Annotated in this window: 15 protein-coding genes; 5 read left to right on the forward strand and 10 right to left on the reverse strand. The window is 65.8% G+C overall.

The annotated features are described in order from the left end of the window. Nucleotides 1-73: 73 nt before the first annotated feature. The 5 genes from ACWPV3_RS06275 (at nt 74) to ACWPV3_RS06295 (ending at nt 5,461) form a co-directional block, all read left to right on the forward strand. Entirely contained in the window at nt 74-1,210 is a 1,137-nt protein-coding gene (locus tag ACWPV3_RS06275) for an isobutyryl-CoA dehydrogenase (protein WP_453977248.1), read from the forward strand. Beyond that, entirely contained in the window at nt 1,207-2,250 is a 1,044-nt protein-coding gene (locus tag ACWPV3_RS06280; RefSeq protein ID WP_453977249.1) for an enoyl-CoA hydratase/isomerase family protein, read from the forward strand. The genes ACWPV3_RS06275 and ACWPV3_RS06280 overlap by 4 nt, the downstream gene beginning before the upstream one ends. 29 nt (nt 2,251-2,279) lie before the next feature. Beyond that, the gene (gene mmsB / locus ACWPV3_RS06285) at nt 2,280-3,173 is read left to right on the forward strand and encodes a 3-hydroxyisobutyrate dehydrogenase (RefSeq protein ID WP_453977250.1); all 894 of its coding nucleotides are present in this window, start codon (nt 2,280-2,282) and stop codon (nt 3,171-3,173) included. Between the two features lie 71 nt (nt 3,174-3,244). Next, nucleotides 3,245-4,204, forward strand: coding sequence for a flavin reductase family protein (locus ACWPV3_RS06290; RefSeq protein ID WP_453977251.1), 960 nt, complete (start codon nt 3,245-3,247; stop codon nt 4,202-4,204). A gap of 72 nt (nt 4,205-4,276) precedes the next feature. Further along, nucleotides 4,277-5,461, forward strand: coding sequence for an acetyl-CoA C-acyltransferase (locus tag ACWPV3_RS06295; protein ID WP_453977252.1), 1,185 nt, complete (start codon nt 4,277-4,279; stop codon nt 5,459-5,461). Nucleotides 5,462-5,534: 73 nt separating this feature from the next. On the opposite strand, the gene ACWPV3_RS06300 is transcribed toward ACWPV3_RS06295, so the two are convergent. The 10 genes from ACWPV3_RS06300 to ACWPV3_RS06345 all read right to left on the reverse strand — a co-directional run bounded on the left by ACWPV3_RS06300 (nt 5,535) and on the right by ACWPV3_RS06345 (nt 17,251). Continuing rightward, the gene (locus ACWPV3_RS06300; protein WP_453977253.1) at nt 5,535-7,706 is read right to left on the reverse strand and encodes a KAP family NTPase; all 2,172 of its coding nucleotides are present in this window, start codon (nt 7,704-7,706) and stop codon (nt 5,535-5,537) included. Between the two features lie 136 nt (nt 7,707-7,842). After that, complete coding sequence (locus ACWPV3_RS06305; RefSeq protein ID WP_453977254.1) at nt 7,843-10,062, reverse strand: PAS domain-containing sensor histidine kinase; 2,220 nt, start codon at nt 10,060-10,062, stop codon at nt 7,843-7,845. A 95-nt stretch (nt 10,063-10,157) separates the two neighbouring features. Beyond that, nucleotides 10,158-10,727 carry a hypothetical protein gene (locus tag ACWPV3_RS06310; RefSeq protein ID WP_453977256.1) on the reverse strand — a complete coding sequence of 190 codons (570 nt, stop codon included), beginning with the start codon at nt 10,725-10,727 and terminating at the stop codon, nt 10,158-10,160. A gap of 66 nt (nt 10,728-10,793) precedes the next feature. Then, nucleotides 10,794-11,201: a CBS domain-containing protein gene (locus ACWPV3_RS06315; protein ID WP_292086284.1), complete on the reverse strand. Its 408-nt coding sequence runs from the start codon at nt 11,199-11,201 to the stop codon at nt 10,794-10,796. Nucleotides 11,202-11,275: 74 nt separating this feature from the next. Beyond that, complete coding sequence (locus ACWPV3_RS06320; RefSeq protein ID WP_453977257.1) at nt 11,276-11,719, reverse strand: hypothetical protein; 444 nt, start codon at nt 11,717-11,719, stop codon at nt 11,276-11,278. Between the two features lie 71 nt (nt 11,720-11,790). Next, nucleotides 11,791-12,093, reverse strand: coding sequence for a hypothetical protein (locus ACWPV3_RS06325; protein WP_453977258.1), 303 nt, complete (start codon nt 12,091-12,093; stop codon nt 11,791-11,793). Nucleotides 12,094-12,231: 138 nt separating this feature from the next. Next, a complete protein-coding gene (mnmC, locus tag ACWPV3_RS06330; protein WP_453977259.1) occupies nt 12,232-14,043 on the reverse strand; it encodes an FAD-dependent 5-carboxymethylaminomethyl-2-thiouridine(34) oxidoreductase MnmC in 1,812 nt (603 codons plus the stop codon). Between the two features lie 75 nt (nt 14,044-14,118). After that, on the reverse strand, nt 14,119-14,433 hold the full coding sequence (locus ACWPV3_RS06335; RefSeq protein ID WP_453977260.1) for a hypothetical protein: 315 nt from the start codon (nt 14,431-14,433) through the stop codon (nt 14,119-14,121). 67 nt (nt 14,434-14,500) lie between these two features. After that, nucleotides 14,501-15,367, reverse strand: coding sequence for a flagellar motor stator protein MotA (motA, locus tag ACWPV3_RS06340; protein ID WP_087120765.1), 867 nt, complete (start codon nt 15,365-15,367; stop codon nt 14,501-14,503). Nucleotides 15,368-15,451: 84 nt separating this feature from the next. Continuing rightward, the gene (locus tag ACWPV3_RS06345; RefSeq protein WP_453977261.1) at nt 15,452-17,251 is read right to left on the reverse strand and encodes a long-chain-acyl-CoA synthetase; all 1,800 of its coding nucleotides are present in this window, start codon (nt 17,249-17,251) and stop codon (nt 15,452-15,454) included. Nucleotides 17,252-17,369 lie beyond the last annotated feature (118 nt).

A 17,369-nucleotide genomic window follows, 5' to 3' on the forward strand; every position in this document is an offset into this window, starting at 1 on the left:
CACAGACGCTCCCGCCTCCGATCCTCGGGTCAAGCCCGAGGATGACGGGCGAGGGGCGGGGAGTGACGAGATCATGGACTTCGCCCTTACCGACGACCAGCGCGCCATTCAGGACGCGGCCCGCGCCTTCGCCGAGGCCGAACTGGCGCCGCATTCGGCCCGCTGGGACGAGGACAAGCATTTCCCCGTCGAGGTGATGAAACAGGCGGCCGAGATGGGCTTCTGCGGCATCTATACGGGCGAGGAACACGGCGGCATGGCCCTGGGCCGGGTCGAGGCGGCTCTGATTTTTGAAGAGTTGTCGCGCGGCGACGTGGCGACGGCGGCCTTCATCTCGATCCACAATATGGCGACGTGGATGATCGACCGGTTCGGGTCGGACGATCTGCGCGGGCGGTTCGTCCCGTCGCTGGTGGGGATGGAGAAGATCGCCAGCTATTGCCTGACCGAGCCGGGGTCGGGGTCGGACGCGGCAGCGTTGCGCACGACGGCGGTGCGCGACGGCGACCACTATGTGCTGAACGGCTCCAAGGCCTTCATCTCGGGCGCGGGGACGTCGGACGTCTATGTGGTCATGGTCCGCACGGGCGGTGAGGGGCCGAAGGGCGTCAGCGCCGTCGTGGTCGAGGCGGGAACGCCGGGTCTGTCGTTCGGCGCGCAGGAACGGAAGATGGGCTGGAACGCCCAGCCGACGGCCATCGTCCAGTTCGACGACTGCCGCGTGCCGGTCGCCAATCTGCTGGGGGAAGAAGGCGCGGGCTTCCGCTACGCCATGGCCGGGCTGGACGGCGGGCGGCTGAACATCGCCGCCTGTTCGCTGGGCGGGGCGCGGCTGGCGCTGGAGACGGCTCAAGGATACGTCGCCACCCGCAAACAGTTCGGCCGTCCGATCGGCGAGTTTCAGGCGCTGCAGTTCCGGCTGGCGGACATGGCCACGGATCTGGAGGCGGCGCGACTGATGGTGCTGCGCGGCGCCTGGGCCATCGATGCGGACCATCCGGAAAAGACCAAATGGTGCGCCATGGCCAAGCGGATGGCCACCGACGCCTGTTTCCAGATCGCCGACGAGGCGCTGCAACTGCATGGCGGTTACGGCTATCTGAAGGACTATCCGCTGGAACGGATCGTGCGCGACCTCAGGGTCCACCGCATCCTGGAAGGAACGAACGAGATCATGCGGGTGATCATCGCGCGGGAGATGACCAAGTGAGCGAACCCGAAGTCATCACACGCATCAAGAACGGCGTCGGCCGCATCACCCTGAACCGGCCCAAGGCGATCCATGCGCTGAACCGGGCGATGTGCGAGGCGATGATCGCGGCGTTGTTGGACTGGCGCGATGATCCCGCCGTCACCTGCGTGCTGGTCGATCATGCGGGCGAGCGGGGCTTCTGCGCGGGCGGCGACATCCGCATGATTGCTGAGAGCAGCGCCGGCGACCGGGTCGAGGCGCGGGCCTTCTTCCTGTCGGAATATCGGCTGAACGCCCTGATGTTCGGCTATCCCAAGCCGATCACCGCCATCGTGGACGGGATCGTCATGGGCGGCGGAGTCGGGATTTCGGAACCAGCCGACGTCCGCATCGCCACCGAACGGACCACCTACGCCATGCCGGAGACAGGCATCGGCCTGTATCCCGAGGTCGGGGGCGGCTGGTTCCTGCCGCGCCTGCCGGGGCAGACCGGCGTGTGGATCGGCCTGACGGGCGCGCGGCTGAAGGCGATGGCGACGATCGAACTGGGTATTCACACCCATTATGTCCCCTCGGAACAGATCGACGCCTTGAAGGCGGAAATCCTGAACGGAGCCAGCCCCATTGAGGTCGCGAACCGATACGACTTCTCCATTCCTCCGGCGCTCGAACCTCACCGCGAGGCCATCGACCGGCTGTTCGCCTTCGACACCGTGGAGGAAATCTTCGCGGCGCTGCAGGCCGACGGATCGGCGTGGGCATTGGAACAACTTGCGATCCTGAAGACCAAGTCCCCGACCTCGCTGAAGGTCACGCTGCGCCATATCCGCGAGGGGGCGAAGGCCGCGTCCTTCGACGACAATATGGCCGTCGAATACGCCGTCAGCGGTCGGATCGGCGCGACGCACGACTTCCAGGAAGGGGTGCGGGCCGTGATCGTGGACAAGGACAATGCGCCCCGATGGTCCCCGTCGGACCTGTCGGGCGTTACGGACGAGGCGCTGGACGCCCTGTTCGCGCCTTTGCCGGAAAATGAAAAATGGACGCCGCTGGCCTGACCGCTGCGCCGACAAAAGGGAGAGAGACCATGACCAAGATCGCCTTCATCGGCCTGGGCAATATGGGCGGAGGCATGGCGGCGAACCAGGCCAAGGCCGGTCACGCCGTCGCCGCCTTCGACCTGTCGCCCAGCGCGCTGGAGCGGGCGCAGTCGCAGGGCTGCGTCCCCGTCGGTTCGGTCGCCGAGGCGGTCAAGGACGCCGAGGTGGTCATCACCATGCTCCCCGCCGGCCCCCATGTTCTGAGCGTCTATTCCGAACAGATCATCGGCGCCGCGCCGTCGTCGGCCCTGTTGCTCGACTGTTCGACCATCGACGTGGAGACGGCGCGCAAGGTGGCGGGTCTGGCCAAGGCCGCCGGCTACGCCTTCGCCGACGCCCCGGTGTCGGGCGGCACGGCGGCGGCGGATGCGGGGACGCTGGCCTTCATGGTCGGCTGCGACGAAGGCGACTTCGCCCGTGTCGAAGCGGCGCTGGCGCCCATGAGCCGCATCACCATCCGCGCCGGGGATCACGGCGCCGGGCAGGCGGCCAAGATCTGCAACAACATGCTGCTGGGTATTTCGATGCTGGGGACGTGCGAGGCCATCGCCCTGGCCGAGAAACTGGGGCTGGACCCCGAACGCTTCTTCGAGATCGCGTCCAAGTCTTCGGGTCAGTGCTGGAGCGTGACCAGCTATTACCCCTGGCCCGGTCCGGTGCCGACCGCGCCGTCCAACCGCGACTATCAGGGCGGGTTCGCCACGGCCATGATGTTGAAGGATCTGAAACTGGCGCAGGATGCGGCCGCCAAGTCCGGCGCCTCCACCCCCCTGGGCGCCCAGGCCGAGGCACTGTACGCCCTGTTCGACGGCCTGGGCCACGGCGGACGCGACTTTTCGGCCATGCTCCAGATGCTGCGCGGGCGTTTGTCGGAACTGTAGGCTCCGCTCTGGTCCGCAACGGCGCCAGTACCTATTAGAGGGTCTCGCACAGGATCGGACCGCCCCGCCTCATGACCGCCTCGCCGCCCCGCATCGGGGGTCTCGACATCCAGAGCTGGGGTTCGCCCGACGATCCGGTGGTGCTGATGATCGGCCCGGCCGAACGATCGTCGCCGGACGGACGCGACCTCGCCCGCGCCCTGGCCGAGGCGGGGCGGCACGTCCTGCTGACCGACCTGCCGGGCGAGAACGGGGCGGCGGCGCTCAGGCGGTTGCTGACCGACATCTCCTCGCGCCCGGCCGTTTTGTGCACCAAGGCGGCTCTGGACAGCGTGATCCCGGCCCTGGCGGTGACGGGACCGGCTCTGGCCAGTTGCCTGATCGTGGTCGGCGACGGCCCCGTGTCGCTCCAGACCACGACGGCGTTGGATGGCCTACCGATCCTGACGGTCGAACCCGGCCAGGGCGGCGAGGCGCTGGACCGGCTGAACGCCGCCGTCCTGGGCTTTCTGGAGCGGGAGGCCCCCCGCGAGGCGGTGCTCTATCAGGCCGGGTCCGACGCCCGCACCCTGCGCGACGCTCTGGGCTGTTTCGGCACGGGCGTCACGGTGGTCACGACCCTGGACGCGGACGGCCAGCCCATCGGCCTGACCGCCAACTCCTTCTCCTCGGTGTCGCTGGATCCGCCGCTGATCCTGTTCTGTCTTTCGTGCGGATCGACCAATCTGGAGCGGTTCCAGGCGGCCCGGCATTTCGCCATCAATGTGCTGCACATCGGCCAGCAGCCGATGTCCGGCGTCTTCGCCCGCTCGGACGCCGACCGGTTCCAGGATGTGACCTGGGAGACGTGGGACACGGGCGCGCCCATCCTGTCGGGCTCTCTGGCCAGTTTCGAATGCGCAACCGACCGGGTGATCGAGGCGGGCGACCATCTGATCTTCATCGGCCGGGTGCTGCGCGCGCGGTTCGAGCCCCGGCGCGATCCGTTGCTGTACTTCCGGGGCAAGTATCGGCGGCTGCATTTCGCGTGAAGTCCGTGCCGGGCCGCATTCACAAAGGGCGCGAAGACGCCTATCTCCCCGCCTGAACAAGAGGAAACCGCCATGTCCGCCGATCCCGTCGTCATCGTCTCCTACGCCAGAACCCCGATGGGCGGCTTCCAGGGGGCGCTGTCGGACGCCAAGTCCACCGACCTGGGCGCCGTGGCGGTGAAGGCGGCGCTGGAGCGGGCCGGTCTGGACGCCGCCAAGGTCGAGCAGATCATCATGGGCTGCGTCCTGCCCGCCGGCCTGGGCCAGGCGCCCGCGCGTCAGGCGGGGATGGGGGCGGGGCTTCCCGTCTCGACCGAGGCGACCACCGTCAACAAGATGTGCGGTTCGGGCATGCAGGCGGCCATGATGGCGCACGATGCGCTGGCCGCCGGTTCGGCCGATGTGATCGTGGCGGGCGGCATGGAGTCCATGACCAACGCCCCGTATCTGATGCAAAAGCACCGGGGCGGCGCCCGCATCGGCCATGACGTCATTTCCGACAGCATGTATCTGGACGGGCTGGAGGACGCCTACACCCCCGGCAAGCTGATGGGTCAGTTCGCCGAGGACACGGCGAAGGCCTATCAGTTCACCCGCGAGCAGCAGGACGCCTACGCCATCGAGAGCGCCGGCCGGGCCAAGCGCGCCCAGGAAACGGGCGCCTTCGACGCCGAGATCGCCTCGGTCGAGGTCAAGACCCGCAAAGGCCCCGTCACCGTCGACCGTGACGAACAGCCGACCAAGTCCGACCCGTCCAAGATCCCCAATCTGAAACCCGCCTTCGGCAAGGACGGCACGATCACGGCGGCTTCCGCCGCCTCGATCTCGGACGGCGCCGCCGCCCTGGTCATGATGCGCCAGTCGACCGCCCAAGCCCTAGGCCTGACGCCGGTCGCCCGCGTGGTCAGCCAGGCCGCCCACGCCCACGAGCCGCACCTGTTCACCACCGCCCCGGTCTTCGCCCTGCAAAAGGCGCTGAAGAAGGCGGGGTGGAGCGCCGACGACGTCGATCTGTGGGAGGTCAACGAGGCCTTCGCCATCGTGCCGATGATCGCCATGCAGGAACTGGGCATCCCCCACGACAAGATCAACGTCAACGGCGGCGCCTGCGCCCTGGGCCACCCGCTCGGCGCCTCCGGCGCCCGCGTCCTGACCACCCTGCTGTCCGCCCTGAAAGCCCACGGCAAGACCCGCGGCATGGCCGCCCTGTGCATCGGCGGCGGCGAAGCGACCGCGATGGGCGTGGAGTTGGTTTAAAACTTTTCTATGTAGAGAGGCCAACAGAAATGATCACTTTCAGATAGTGACGACAGGATTGGTTGCAGCGTGCTTACAGTTTGATCTGCTGACCCGTGTCAGTCTCTTCATCATCGTCCGCAAACATCGGATTCTTACCAGCCAAGATCGCCCGCAATCGTCTTAGGCTGTCGTCGCTCCAACTGGTCCCGCTGGTGCCTTGGTTGCTTGTTCTCATCAGCGCTAAAACGACCTCCGCATTGAATAGCTGATCCAACGAAGAGCGGTCTGCGATGTAGCCCGGCGGTACGATTAAGCCCGCGATAGAAGCGCGCGCACTAGGATCGGCCAACTGCTCTGTCAGGGTATTTCGTAGATATTTGTCCCAGTTATTCGTGTTGCTAAGCGCGAAAATTGCATCGCAGTTCGGTATCCTGCGTATAATAGTTCCGTCTATTAGGGCGTTTCGATACAAGGGAATACATTCTTTAAGTAGTTCTTCTGTTTCATGCTTATTGAATATGTAGCCACCATTCGTCTCTGAGCGACCATGGACGGTTAACCCCCATCTAAAGAGGTGCTTCCGAAGCATATCTGGCACAATGATGAGGTCGCCAGATTCGAGAAGGGCCTTGATAGCACTTTTCACGCGTTCAATTTTGCTCTTGTCGCGCAAGCCTAAGCGCATCAAGTATGTTGTCGCGTCTTCCGCAACAGCGTGGTTGTCTTCAGGAATAAGAAGCCAATCTTGGTCTCGGATGAGCGACTTGGCGAGGGCGCGCCAGAACTTCGCGTCTCCGTCCTCTGGGAGTTTTTCTAACAGGTCATCAAGCCGATCGATGATTGGCCTCAATCCACCAGCCTTCAAAAGTCGTTTCAATTCGTTAGTTAAAACCGTTTCGTCAGGCTCATCCCATAGCCGTCTGACGTCGTCGCTGCTGGCAATGCCTGGCGGATCGCCCAAATAGAGGGCGCGGACGAGATTCCTTCGCCGACTGATCCGCCCGCCGGACTCTTCGGAGCGGTCTGGTCCCAGTGTTGGAAAAAGTAGGCCAAGTAGCTTTTCTTGTCCTGCTGCTGCAGAACCAAATATCTCGGCGAACTCTAATTTTCCTTTCTTGTCCATTTGACGAATGACTCGCCGCGACATTTCATTGGCGTTAGGGTCATCTACGACAACGTCAATATTTTGAGCAATCGAATCGCGTAAAGTCGGCGACTTTGTAAGCAGCCAGCAATAGCCCAACAGGTCGGCTGGACTAATTTCCTTACGCAGCATTCGGTCAAGCACAGCGTAGGAGCCAACTAGCCTTTTTAGCTCGCGCGGCGTCAGGGCCGATTGGCGAATATGTTCGACGACTTTGCTTTCTTCGTCAGGCATATTTTCAGGCAGGGATAAGCCGTGATGATCGAGAAGTGCATCAAGCAACGCTTTTACATCATGCTCAAACAGCGGCCTTAGAGGGATCGGATGCTGGATAATCTTCTCAAGATAAGACTCGCCGGTCCGACGACGGTCATCACCGCTTCCGCGCCCTAGAGCATCCGCAACGCGCTCTGGATCATATGCCACCAGATAGGAGATACCTTGGATATCACCGATAGCCTTGACCAGCTGTGCGACGGCTCTAACCTCATCGTCCTCCACGCGATCAAGTTCGTCGATAAGCACGACCACCCCGATTTTGGCGTTTGCGAGTTTTTTCTCAAGATTGCGCCGCTCGTCGTGGGGCGAAAGCTGTTTCGGCTTTCGAATAAGTTTTAATGCTTGGCTGAACGCAGTACGCCCAGCAGTCGCCAACCCAGCGCCGCCCGCTGCATCCGCCAAGAGCGCTGCATAGTGACCAGCTAAAGTTATGGCCTCTCGGTATTTATCTATTGCTTCAACTAGATCGCGGGCATGTTCTGGCGGGGTGCGACCAAGCGCGTCCCGAAGTTCGCCGAAGAATGCTGCAAGAAGTTCATCCCGCCCTTTGAACAGCCATGGATTCAAGATGGCTACAGCCACATGGTCCGTCTTTTTGAGACGTTCCGAGACAAGATTGAGAATGCTGCTCTTGCCAGCGCCCCACTTGCCGGTGAGACCAACCACCACACCTGTGGAGCGTCGGGCTACCACGCGCCCAGTAATGTCTTTTTCCTCTCGGATAAGTGCGCGTATTAGATTATCCACGAATGGAATACGATCCAGACGGTCGTCGATTGCTCGGTCAATCGGACGATCCTGCGCGATATCAAGTGTGCGTTTTCTCAAATATTTTTTCATAACTTAGCCACGCTATTGGATGACGGGCTGAATCTTTGCTCGCATATCGTAGCAAATATTAATGCACGATTTGTCTTCTACTGTCGCCTGTATGATCCGATTAACTGGAATCTACTCGTTTCGAGCGATAACCGCCCTAAGCCGCGAACGCCGCCCGGATCGGTTGCACCGTCTGGTCCGGCCGTTTCACCGGCAGGTCGAAGCTGACCACCGTGCCGACGCCCGGCTGGCTTTCCATGCTCAGCTGGCCGCCGTGCATCTCGATCAGGGACTTGGTCAGCGCCAGGCCCAGGCCTGTTCCCTGGGTGGTCTTGGAATGCTGGCCCTCGACCTGTTCGAACGGCCGGGCCAGGCGCACCAGGTCTTCGGGCGCGATGCCGATGCCGGTGTCGGCGCAGGCGACGCGGATGCGGTCCTCGTCCGCCGCGCCCTGGAACGGCGTCAACGACAGGGTGATGCGGCCCCCCTCCGGCGTGAACTTCACCGCGTTGGAGATCAGGTTCAGCATGACTTGCTTGACCCCGCGATGGTCGGCCTGGATGGGCGGCAGATCGACCGCCTCGATGGCGATGGTCAGGCCCGCCTCCTGCGCCTTGCCGCGCATCAGCCGCACGGCGTCCTCGCACACCTCCTTCAGCGACACCGGCTCATAATGCAGCGTCATCTTGCCGGCCTCGATCTTGGCCATGTCCAGTATGTCGTTGATCAGGCTGAGCAGATGCTGGCCCGACTTCAGGATGTCGGCGGCGTAGCCCTTGTATTTCTCGTTCAGCGGGCCGAACAGCTCGCCGGCCATGATTTCGGAGAAGCCGTTGATGGCGTTCAGCGGGGTGCGCAGTTCGTGGCTCATGTTCGCCAGGAACTCGGACTTCGCCTGGTTGGCGGCCTCGGCCCGGGTCATGGCGACCTCGTATTTGCGGGCCAGCAGCGACAGCTTCTCCTGGCTGGCCTCCAGCTGGGCCACGGTGACGCGCAGGTCGTCGGCGGCGCGGCGACGTTCGGCCTCCTGGCGTTTGATGGCGGTGATGTCGGCGGCGGTGACGACCGAGCCGCCTTCGGAGGTGAAGCGTTCGGCCAGCTGGAGCCAGCGACCGTCGTGCAACTCCACCTCGCGCAGGCCCGCGCGGCCCCCGGCCGCCGGGTGTTCCGCCTTGATGGCCAGCGCGGCGATGCGGTTCAGCTCGTCCTTCATGGCGCCCCGACGGACGACGCCGGCGCGGAAGGCGAAGGCGTCCTCGAACGCCTGGTTCCACAGGATCAGCCGGCCCTGGCGGTCGAACAGGACAAAGGCGTCGGAGATGCTTTCCACCCCGTCGCGCAGGCGGCTTTCGGCGGCCTGGGCGGCGGCCCTGGCGCGGCGGGCCTCGGTGATGTCCAGGGCCACGCCCAGGATGGCGGAAAAGCCGCCTTCGCCGCGGGGGCCGCGCGCCTGGCCTCGCGCATCGATCCAGCGGGGGCGGCCCTGCTCGTCCGGCACGGGGAAGGTGACGTCGAAGGCGCCATAGACCGCCGCCTGGCGCAGGGCGTGCTTCACCTCGTCGCGGAAGCGGGGATGGATGCGTTCGATAACGGCGTCGGCCGGCACGACGCCCCCCTGATCGAAGCCCATAAGGGTCGCCATGTAATCGGACAGGGTGACTTCGCGTTCCTCCAGATCCCATTCCCAAACGCCGCAGCGAGCGGCCTCGACGGCGATGCGGAACCGCTTTTCGGACTGGGCTTCCTCGCGGCTTTGGCGCGCCCGGCGCAGGCTCTGGAACAGGTAGACCCCCAGGACGCCCAGTCCCAAAAGGATCGGCGCGATCAGCACCCAGGCCTCGTCCATCAAGGCGGCGACGCCCGTCAATGGGGCGTCGGAGACGGAGACGACATAGGGGCCGTCCGTTCCGGCGCGAACGGCGACGACGGTGCGCGGCGATCCGTTCAAGCTGATGGCGCGGGGCGTGGTCAAACCGGGCAGGTCCGCGGCCTGGACGCCGATCAACGAGGCGACGGCGCGTCCGACTTCGTCGGAGCGGTCGGACGCCAGCACCGCCCCTTGGGCGGAGACGACCCGCATCGTTGCATCGGCGGCGGAAACCAGTCGTATCTCGGGTTTCGCGTCAGTGTTCCCGGCGCGCGCCAGGGCGGCCACCTGCTCGGCCGCCAGTCGGGTGCTCAGGATCTGGTTTTCGGCCTCCAGCCTGTGGACATCGCGCGTCGGTCGCGTGACCTCGCGCGACACCAGCAGAACATAGCCCGTCGCAGCCAGCGCCAGGCCCAGCACCGCGATCCTCATCCATGCGGGCGTGCCGGACGCGTGAGCGGCGACGCGGTCGGAGGCGCGACGCCCCGGCCTGTTCGTTCGCCGCTCCATGCCTTGCAAGGCCGTCTCCCGCCAAATCACCCTTTAGGGGAATCTAGGCTGCGTCGCGGATTCCTGTCGAGACGTCGTTAAGGGTTTCTCAAGCTTCAGGCCGCCGCGGCTGGGGACGGAAGCTTTTCGGGCGCGGCGGTCAGGACCTGATTGACCGACTGCAGGGTCTCGCGCGCCTGACGCGCCAGTTGCAGCATGGCGGGCGGCGCATCGTCGGGGGCCTCCGCGACCAGGCCGATCAGGTCTTCAGCAAGCTTCAGCAAGGCCGGCGAAGCCGCGATCAGCCGGGCTTGGTATTCGATACGGTCGGGCGTTCGATCATATTCCGCGCCGGGGACGCGCCAGCCGCCCCAGTCCGCCGTATCGGTGACGACCACGGGATAGGTGCCGGGATAGGGGTGGTGCAGGCAGTCTTCGGCCAGCTGCCACTTGTTGTGGGCGCGAAGCAGCCGCCAATTGCCCAGCCCGTCGGAGGAAGCCCGATCATCGGCGGCCAGCATCAGTTCGTTCGCCGTGAACTCACGACCCAGGCCGACGTCGTAGGTGACGCGGACCGGTTCGTCGAAACCCTTGGCCCAGACGGGTTGAATCTGTTCGATGAAGGCCCAGGCGCCGACGCATTCGACCCAGACCTTCTGACCCTTCTGGAACTGCGCGCGCGCCATCCCGTCCTCCTGTGACAGGGGGATAGAATGGCCACGGTTGCGTTGACGTCCGGTGTCGGGTCGCAGTTAACGCGAGATGCTTTCCAACGCTTCGCCGGCGTACCGCTCCTTCACCCGGGTCGACAGGTCGCCCAGCGACACCACGCCGACCACGCGGCCATGTTTGTCCACCACAGGTGCGCGGCGAATCTGGCGCGCGCCCATCAGGTCCAGCACGACCTTCAGGTCGTCGGTGTCCAACACGGTGTGCGGATCGCGGGTGATGTATTCCAGCACGGTCGCGGTCGGGGCCGCGCCCGCCGCAACGGCGCGCACGGCGATATCGCGATCCGTGATCGTGCCGATCAGTTGATCGCCGTCGGCCACCGGCACGAAGCCGAAATCGCCTCGCGCCATTCGCGCGGCGACCTCCTGAATCGTGTCGGCGGGACGCGCCAGTTGCACGTCCTTGGTCATCACGTCGCGAATCTTCATGGGTCGAGGCTCCTGATGCGTCCTCATCCCGAAACCCGTTCAGAGCGTTGCGGTTCCGTTAAGGAAGCCGACGCCTACTTCCCGCGCCCGTCTTCGATGAAGGCCGGGATCGTGGGCCAGGACTTGCTTTCGGGCCTCATGTTGTCGCAGGCGAACGACTTGATGGCGCCATATACGCCGCCGTTCGGCGTCGCCTCCCACGGCGTGTCTTCGGAATAGCGGTCCGTTTCGGCGCCGGAGGCGTCGTAGGTGACGCTCGCGCCGGATCGCGACTGGCCATCCGAGCAACGCACCATCACCTCTTCGGTCTCGCGGCTGAGGTCTGTCGCCGGACCTTGGGCGGGAACGCGCGCCAGACGCGTCGTCACCACCCCCTCGACCGGCGTCAGAGCGTCCAGGTCGACCAGATAGACGGTTCGGTCGCTGCTGGAGAAACGGCTCCAGCTTTCGGCCGCCGCCGGCGTGGCGACAGCCAGGCCGGCGAATCCGGCCATCAGGCATTTGACGATTGCGCTCATATTGTCCTCCCCAGGCGAGCGTCGTCATTTCATACCTGGCCCGACCGAATTTCAATCGGCCGTTCGGATATTCACGGACGCGATCGACTGGGCAGGGCGGCGATCTCTTCGGCGGTGAGGGATTTCATCACCGTGCCCCTGCACCGGCCGCTTCCAGGCATTCCGCCGGGCACGACGACATTGACCATGTCGTTGAGGCAGACATTGCTCGACCCGCCCAAGGTGGGCGTTATGGACAGGGCGAGCGCATTGTCCATGTCCCAGCAGCCGCCCGTCGTCGTGATCTGATAGACCTTGTCGCGCGACGTGCGGACATATAGAGGTCCGTCATGTTCGCGGCGCGGAAGTTGCGGATGTCGTCGATACGGAAACACCGTGCGGCCGCTTCGGCGCGGTCGCTCGTCGCGCCCGCCCCCTGGGTCGACGGCGCGCAGGCGGCCGTCGACAGAACGACGCCGGCAAGGATGATCGGGGCGAAACGCATGGCGATGTCTCCTCTCGCGTGCTGGGATTCAATCCTGAGCTTGCGACGATGGTTCCGCAAGCGGCTTGGGCCGTATCGCCGACCGATCCGGCGACACGCGCGCCGCCAGATCGACAGGCAAGGGCGACGGCCGTCGCAGGATCGTCGCCGCCAGGTGTTCGGCCAGAAGGGGCGCGATGCAGAAGCCGCGCGAACCCAGACCCCCGAGGACATAAAGACCCTCTGCGACGCGTCCGACGACCGGCAATCGGTCCGCAGTGGTCGCGCGGACGGCCGCTCTGCGGCTGCGAACGCCCGCCTTGGCGCGCGCGGCAAGGCGCGGAAGCCGGGCGGCCAGGGTCGCCAGATTGGCGGCGCTGTCGTCGTCGCGCGCATCCAGGGAGGTGTCGCCGCGTCGGTGCGTGGCCCCATATAGGAAGCCGTCGGCTGTCGGCGCCGCATAGCCGCCCCAGGCGACAGCGGGCGCGGCGGTCGCCTCCACCCAGTCCGCCTGGCCGCGCACCGGCGACAGGGACAATTGGTCCAGAAGCGAGGCTGTCCCCCAGCCTGCGGCGACAACGACTGTCTCCGCCTCCGCCAGCCTGCGGCCTTGTGCATCGAACAGTCGCCAGACGTCGCCTTCGCGCCTCAGATCGGCGACCTGGCCGGCGTGTCGTTCGGCGCCGTCCAGCCAGGCCTCCAGCACGGCGGCGGGACGAACCACGCGGGCGTCGCGCATCATCAAGCCGCCGTCCGACACCGGCTCGCCCAACCAGGCCTCAGCGGCGGCCGCGTCCGCCACGGTCATTGCGCCCTCCGGCCAGACAGGCTGGACGGCGATCTTGGGAAAGCGAGCCAGGTCGCGCGGCGCCTGCGCCAACTGCAGAACTCCTGTCGCGATCACGGCGCCGGGCGTCTGGTCATAAAGGTCGCCGGCGCGTTCCAGGGCCTGGGCGTAAAGGGCGGCGACGCCCTTGTCGCCAACGTCGAGGCGGGGGGTCGCCAGGCCGACTGGAAAGCCGGATGCGCCCGCGCCCGGCCGTTCCGCTTCGAAGACCACAGGTCGTCCCCCCAGCGCCGCCAGAGCGCGCACCGTCGCCGCGCCTGCGACGCCCGCGCCGATCACCGCCACGCGCGGTTCCGGCGACGAGGGCGCTTCGCCGGGAAGCCGGGCCTCCAGCCGTTCGCGCTTTCGCCCATGACCGGGGCGTTTGTCCACGACGAAGCCCCGCTCGGCCAGGCCGCGCCGCACCGCCCCGGCGACGGTGAAGGTGGCCAGACGCGCGCCGGGCGCCGACCGGGCCGCGACGCCGCCCAGCACCTCGGCCGACCACATGCCGGGGTTCAGGGCAGGGGAGAAGCCATCCAGGAACCAGGCGTCCGCCTGTCCGGACCATTGGGCCAGCGCCCAGGCGGCGTCGCCGACGGCTAGGTCCAGCACGGCGTCGAACATGGGCAGGTCGATGCGGTGAAAGCCGGGCGTGCCCGCCGGCCAGGCCTCGATCAGCGGGGCGGCCGCCTCGGCCAGTTCGGGCCAGGCGCCCAGGGCGCGCGCCGCCTCCTGCACCGTCAGGGGAAAGCCCTCGATGGAGAAGACGTGCAGCCGTCCGCCGACCGGCCGCGTGCGGCGCCACAGATCCAGCAGGGCGACGATGTTCAGCCCCGTGCCGAAACCCAGTTCAGCGACTGTGAAGGCTTGGCGATCCGTCCAGGCCTCGGGCAGGCCGCACCCCTGGAGAAAGACGGCCCGCGTCTCCGCCAGGCCGTCGTCGCGCGAGAAATAGACGTCGCCGAACCGACCCGAGCGGGGCTCGTCGTCGTCGGTCCATATCAGGTGGGGCGAGGCGTCGTCGGTCGTCATGGGCGACCTCTAGCATGCGTCCAGCAAAAAGGGCCGCCCCATGAGAGCGGCCCCGTGGCTTGTCCGAAGGCGGAATTAGTGCGCGGCGGGCGCGGGCGTGACGGCAAGTGAAGCCGGGGCGGCGCCCGCCTGGGGCGTGGGCGCACCGTCCGGGGCGGTCGTTGCGGGAGCGGCGCTGTCGAGGGCGCCGGCGTTCTGGGCCGTCTGGTCGGCGACCAGGGCGGCCTGGTGGGCGGCCTCTTCCGGCGTCAGGACGGCGTCCTCGGCGGCGCCGGCGGCCTCCACCGCATCGCTGGCGGGCTTGGCGGCGGCGTGATCCTCGGCCTTCTTCTGGCAGGCGGCCAGCGCCAGGACGGCGGCGGCGGCGGCGAACAGGGCGGGCATACGCATGAGGGGTCTCCGATACGGTCTGCGAACGATACCGCCGCCCGAAAGGCGGGGGCAAGCGGCGCCAGGATCAGTCGGCGGTGATGCTGTTCAGGGCCTCTTCCATCTCGCCGAACGAGGGCTGGGCGGCGGACGGGATGTCGCCCCGGCCGATCTCGACCGAGATCTGGGCGGCGTTGCCGTGCAGGTGGGCCACCAGCACTGACTGGATGATCTTATAATAGGCCGCTTCCTCGTTGATGATGGCGGTCAGACGGGCGGCGAACGGGCCGACCAGACCATAGGCCAGAAAGACGCCCATGAAGGTGCCGACCAGGGCGCCGCCGATCATGCCGCCCAGAACCTCGGGCGGCTCGGTGATCGAACCCATGGTCTTGATGACGCCCAGCACGGCCGCGACGATGCCCAGGGCGGGCAGGCCGTCGGCCAGGTTTTGAAGCGCATGGGCGGCTTCCAGATGCTCGTGATGGTGCTTTTCCAGCTGCTTTTCCATCGCATCCTCGACCTGGTGCGGATCTTCCAGGTTCATGGTCATCATTCGCAGAGTGTCGCAGATGAAGTCGACGGCGAAATGGTCCTTCAGCACCTTGGGGTATTTCTGGAAGATCGTGGATTCCTTGGGCTTTTCGATGTGGCTTTCCAGCGCCACGACGCCCTTGGACTTCATCGTCTTCGTCAGCTGGAACAGCAGGGACAGAAGGTCCTTGTAGTCCTGTTTCTTCCACTTGGGTCCGGCGAAGGTCTTGCCCAGTCCGCCCATCGAACTCTTGATCACCGGCAGGGAGTTGGAGATCAGGAAGGCGGCGATGCCCGCGCCGCCGATGGCCATCAGCTCGTGCGGGGCGGCGTGCATGATGACTTCGAACTTGCCGCCCGAGATCGCATAGCTGCCGAAGACGAGGCCGAACAGCAGCACGATGCCGATGATCTGGAACATGGGGAAGGACGATCCTGACGCGAGAGGCCGGGATCATCCCCATTAATCATTAAGACGGCGTTTCGCGAACGCCGCCTCCGCCGCCTAAAGCCGGGTTTCGCCGCTCAGGATCGCCTTGCGCGCGGTCTGGGTCAGCTTCTGATAGCCGGTCTTGCCGCCACGCACATAGAGAGCGGTTCCCGTCCTGGTCGGGTCGAAGCCGTCGGCGACCAGGTCCGCCTTGCGGTATTTGAACGTCCCTGTGGTCTCGGCCGCCTTGATCAGGCGCACGAACACCGGCTGGGCATAGGCAGGCAGCTTGGCCTCCACATAGTCGGAGAAGGCCTGGCCGTCGAACTTGCCCTCGACCACCAGAGCCGCCATGCCCGCCTTGCCGTCCTGGCCCGGCACCGGCACGCCATAGACGATGGCCTCCTCCACGCCCGGCGCCTCCACCAAGGCTTGCTCGACCTCGGAGGTGGAGACGTTCTCGCCCTTCCAGCGGAAGGTGTCGCCCATTCGGTCCACGAAGTAGAAATAGCCTTCCGCGTCCTGCTTCATCAGATCGCCGGTGCGGAACCAGCGGTCCCCGCGCTTGAACACGTCGGTCAGGATCTTCTTCTGCGAAGCGGCCTTGTCCGCATAGCCCGAGAAATCGTGGCGGATGTCGTTGGCGATCAGGCCGATGGCTTCCCCCACCTCGCCGACCCGCACCGGGCGGCACAGGCCGTCTGGCCCGCGCACGGGCTGTTCGGTTTCGACGTCGAACTGCACCAGGCGAATATTGATCTGGGACTTCAGATAACCAGGCACGCGGCCGATGGCGCCCTGTTTGCCGTCGAAGTTGAACAGCGAGACATTGCCCTCGGTCGACCCGTAGAATTCCAGGATTTCCGGGATGCGGAACCGCTTCTGGAAGTCTGGCCAGACGTCGGCGCGCAGACCGTTGCCGAACGCCAGCCGCAGCTTATGCTTGGTCTCGTCCTCGTTCGGCGGGCAGTTGACCAGATAGCGGCACAGCTCGCCGATATAGACGAACATGGTCGCGCCCGACGACCGCACGTCGGGCCAGAAGTTGGTGGCCGAGAACTTCTTGCGCAGCACCAGGCGCGCGCCATTCAGCAGGGCCGCCCCTACCCCGACCAGGCCGCCGGTCGAATGATACAGCGGCAGGACGTTGAATATCCGGTCCGCAGGCGTCGAGCGCGTGGCGCCGGCGAAGGCCCGCATATAGGTCCGCGCCCGCGAATGGGGGATGCGCGCCGCCTTGGGCAGACCCGTCGTGCCGGAGGTGTAGATGTAGAGGGCGGTGTCGCGGTTGGTCAGGCCCTCGCGCGCCGTGCGGCCCGGCCGCACCGAGGAGGCCCCGCGAACCGGCTTGTCGAGGCCGCGCCGGTCGCCGGTCTCCATCTCTTCGGGCAGGGCCAGGACCCACAGCATCAGATTGTGGGCGACCAGGGGCCGCGCCTCTTCGATCTGACGCCAGCAGTCCTGGTCGGCGACCACCTGGAAGGCGTTGGAGATTGTCAGGCAGTGGGCCAGGCCCTGACCGTTCAGATTGGTGTTGATCAGGGCCGTCGGGATGCCGACCTTCGAAAAGCCGATCCAGGCCGCCAGATACTCGATCCGGTTGGTCATCATCAGGGCGATGGTGTCGCTGCGCCGCAGCCCCCGGCTCTTGGCCCAGTTGCCGAAGCGGTTGGCCATCGCGTCCAGCTCGCGATAGGTCAGCTTGCGGGTCTCGTCCTCGATGGCGACATTGTCCGCGAACTTGTCGACCGCCTCTTCGAGGTCGTCGCAGAGCAGGACGTCGCTGTCCAACTCGATCGGCTTGATGCGTTTGAGCAGGCGGAACAGGCCGCGAGCGAACCGGACGTCCCGACGGATATTCGCTACAAAGCCCATGCGCGCCGCAACTCCCGAGTCTAATGCGTATGCCACCGTCTTTGGTGATGGCGAATGGGGGCCGCCGGGTCAATCGCGCGGCTGTCTTAGCTGCAGGTCCGCTCCCATTCGTCCCCCA

It is taken from the genome of Brevundimonas sp. Marseille-Q4549, assembly GCF_976940555.1.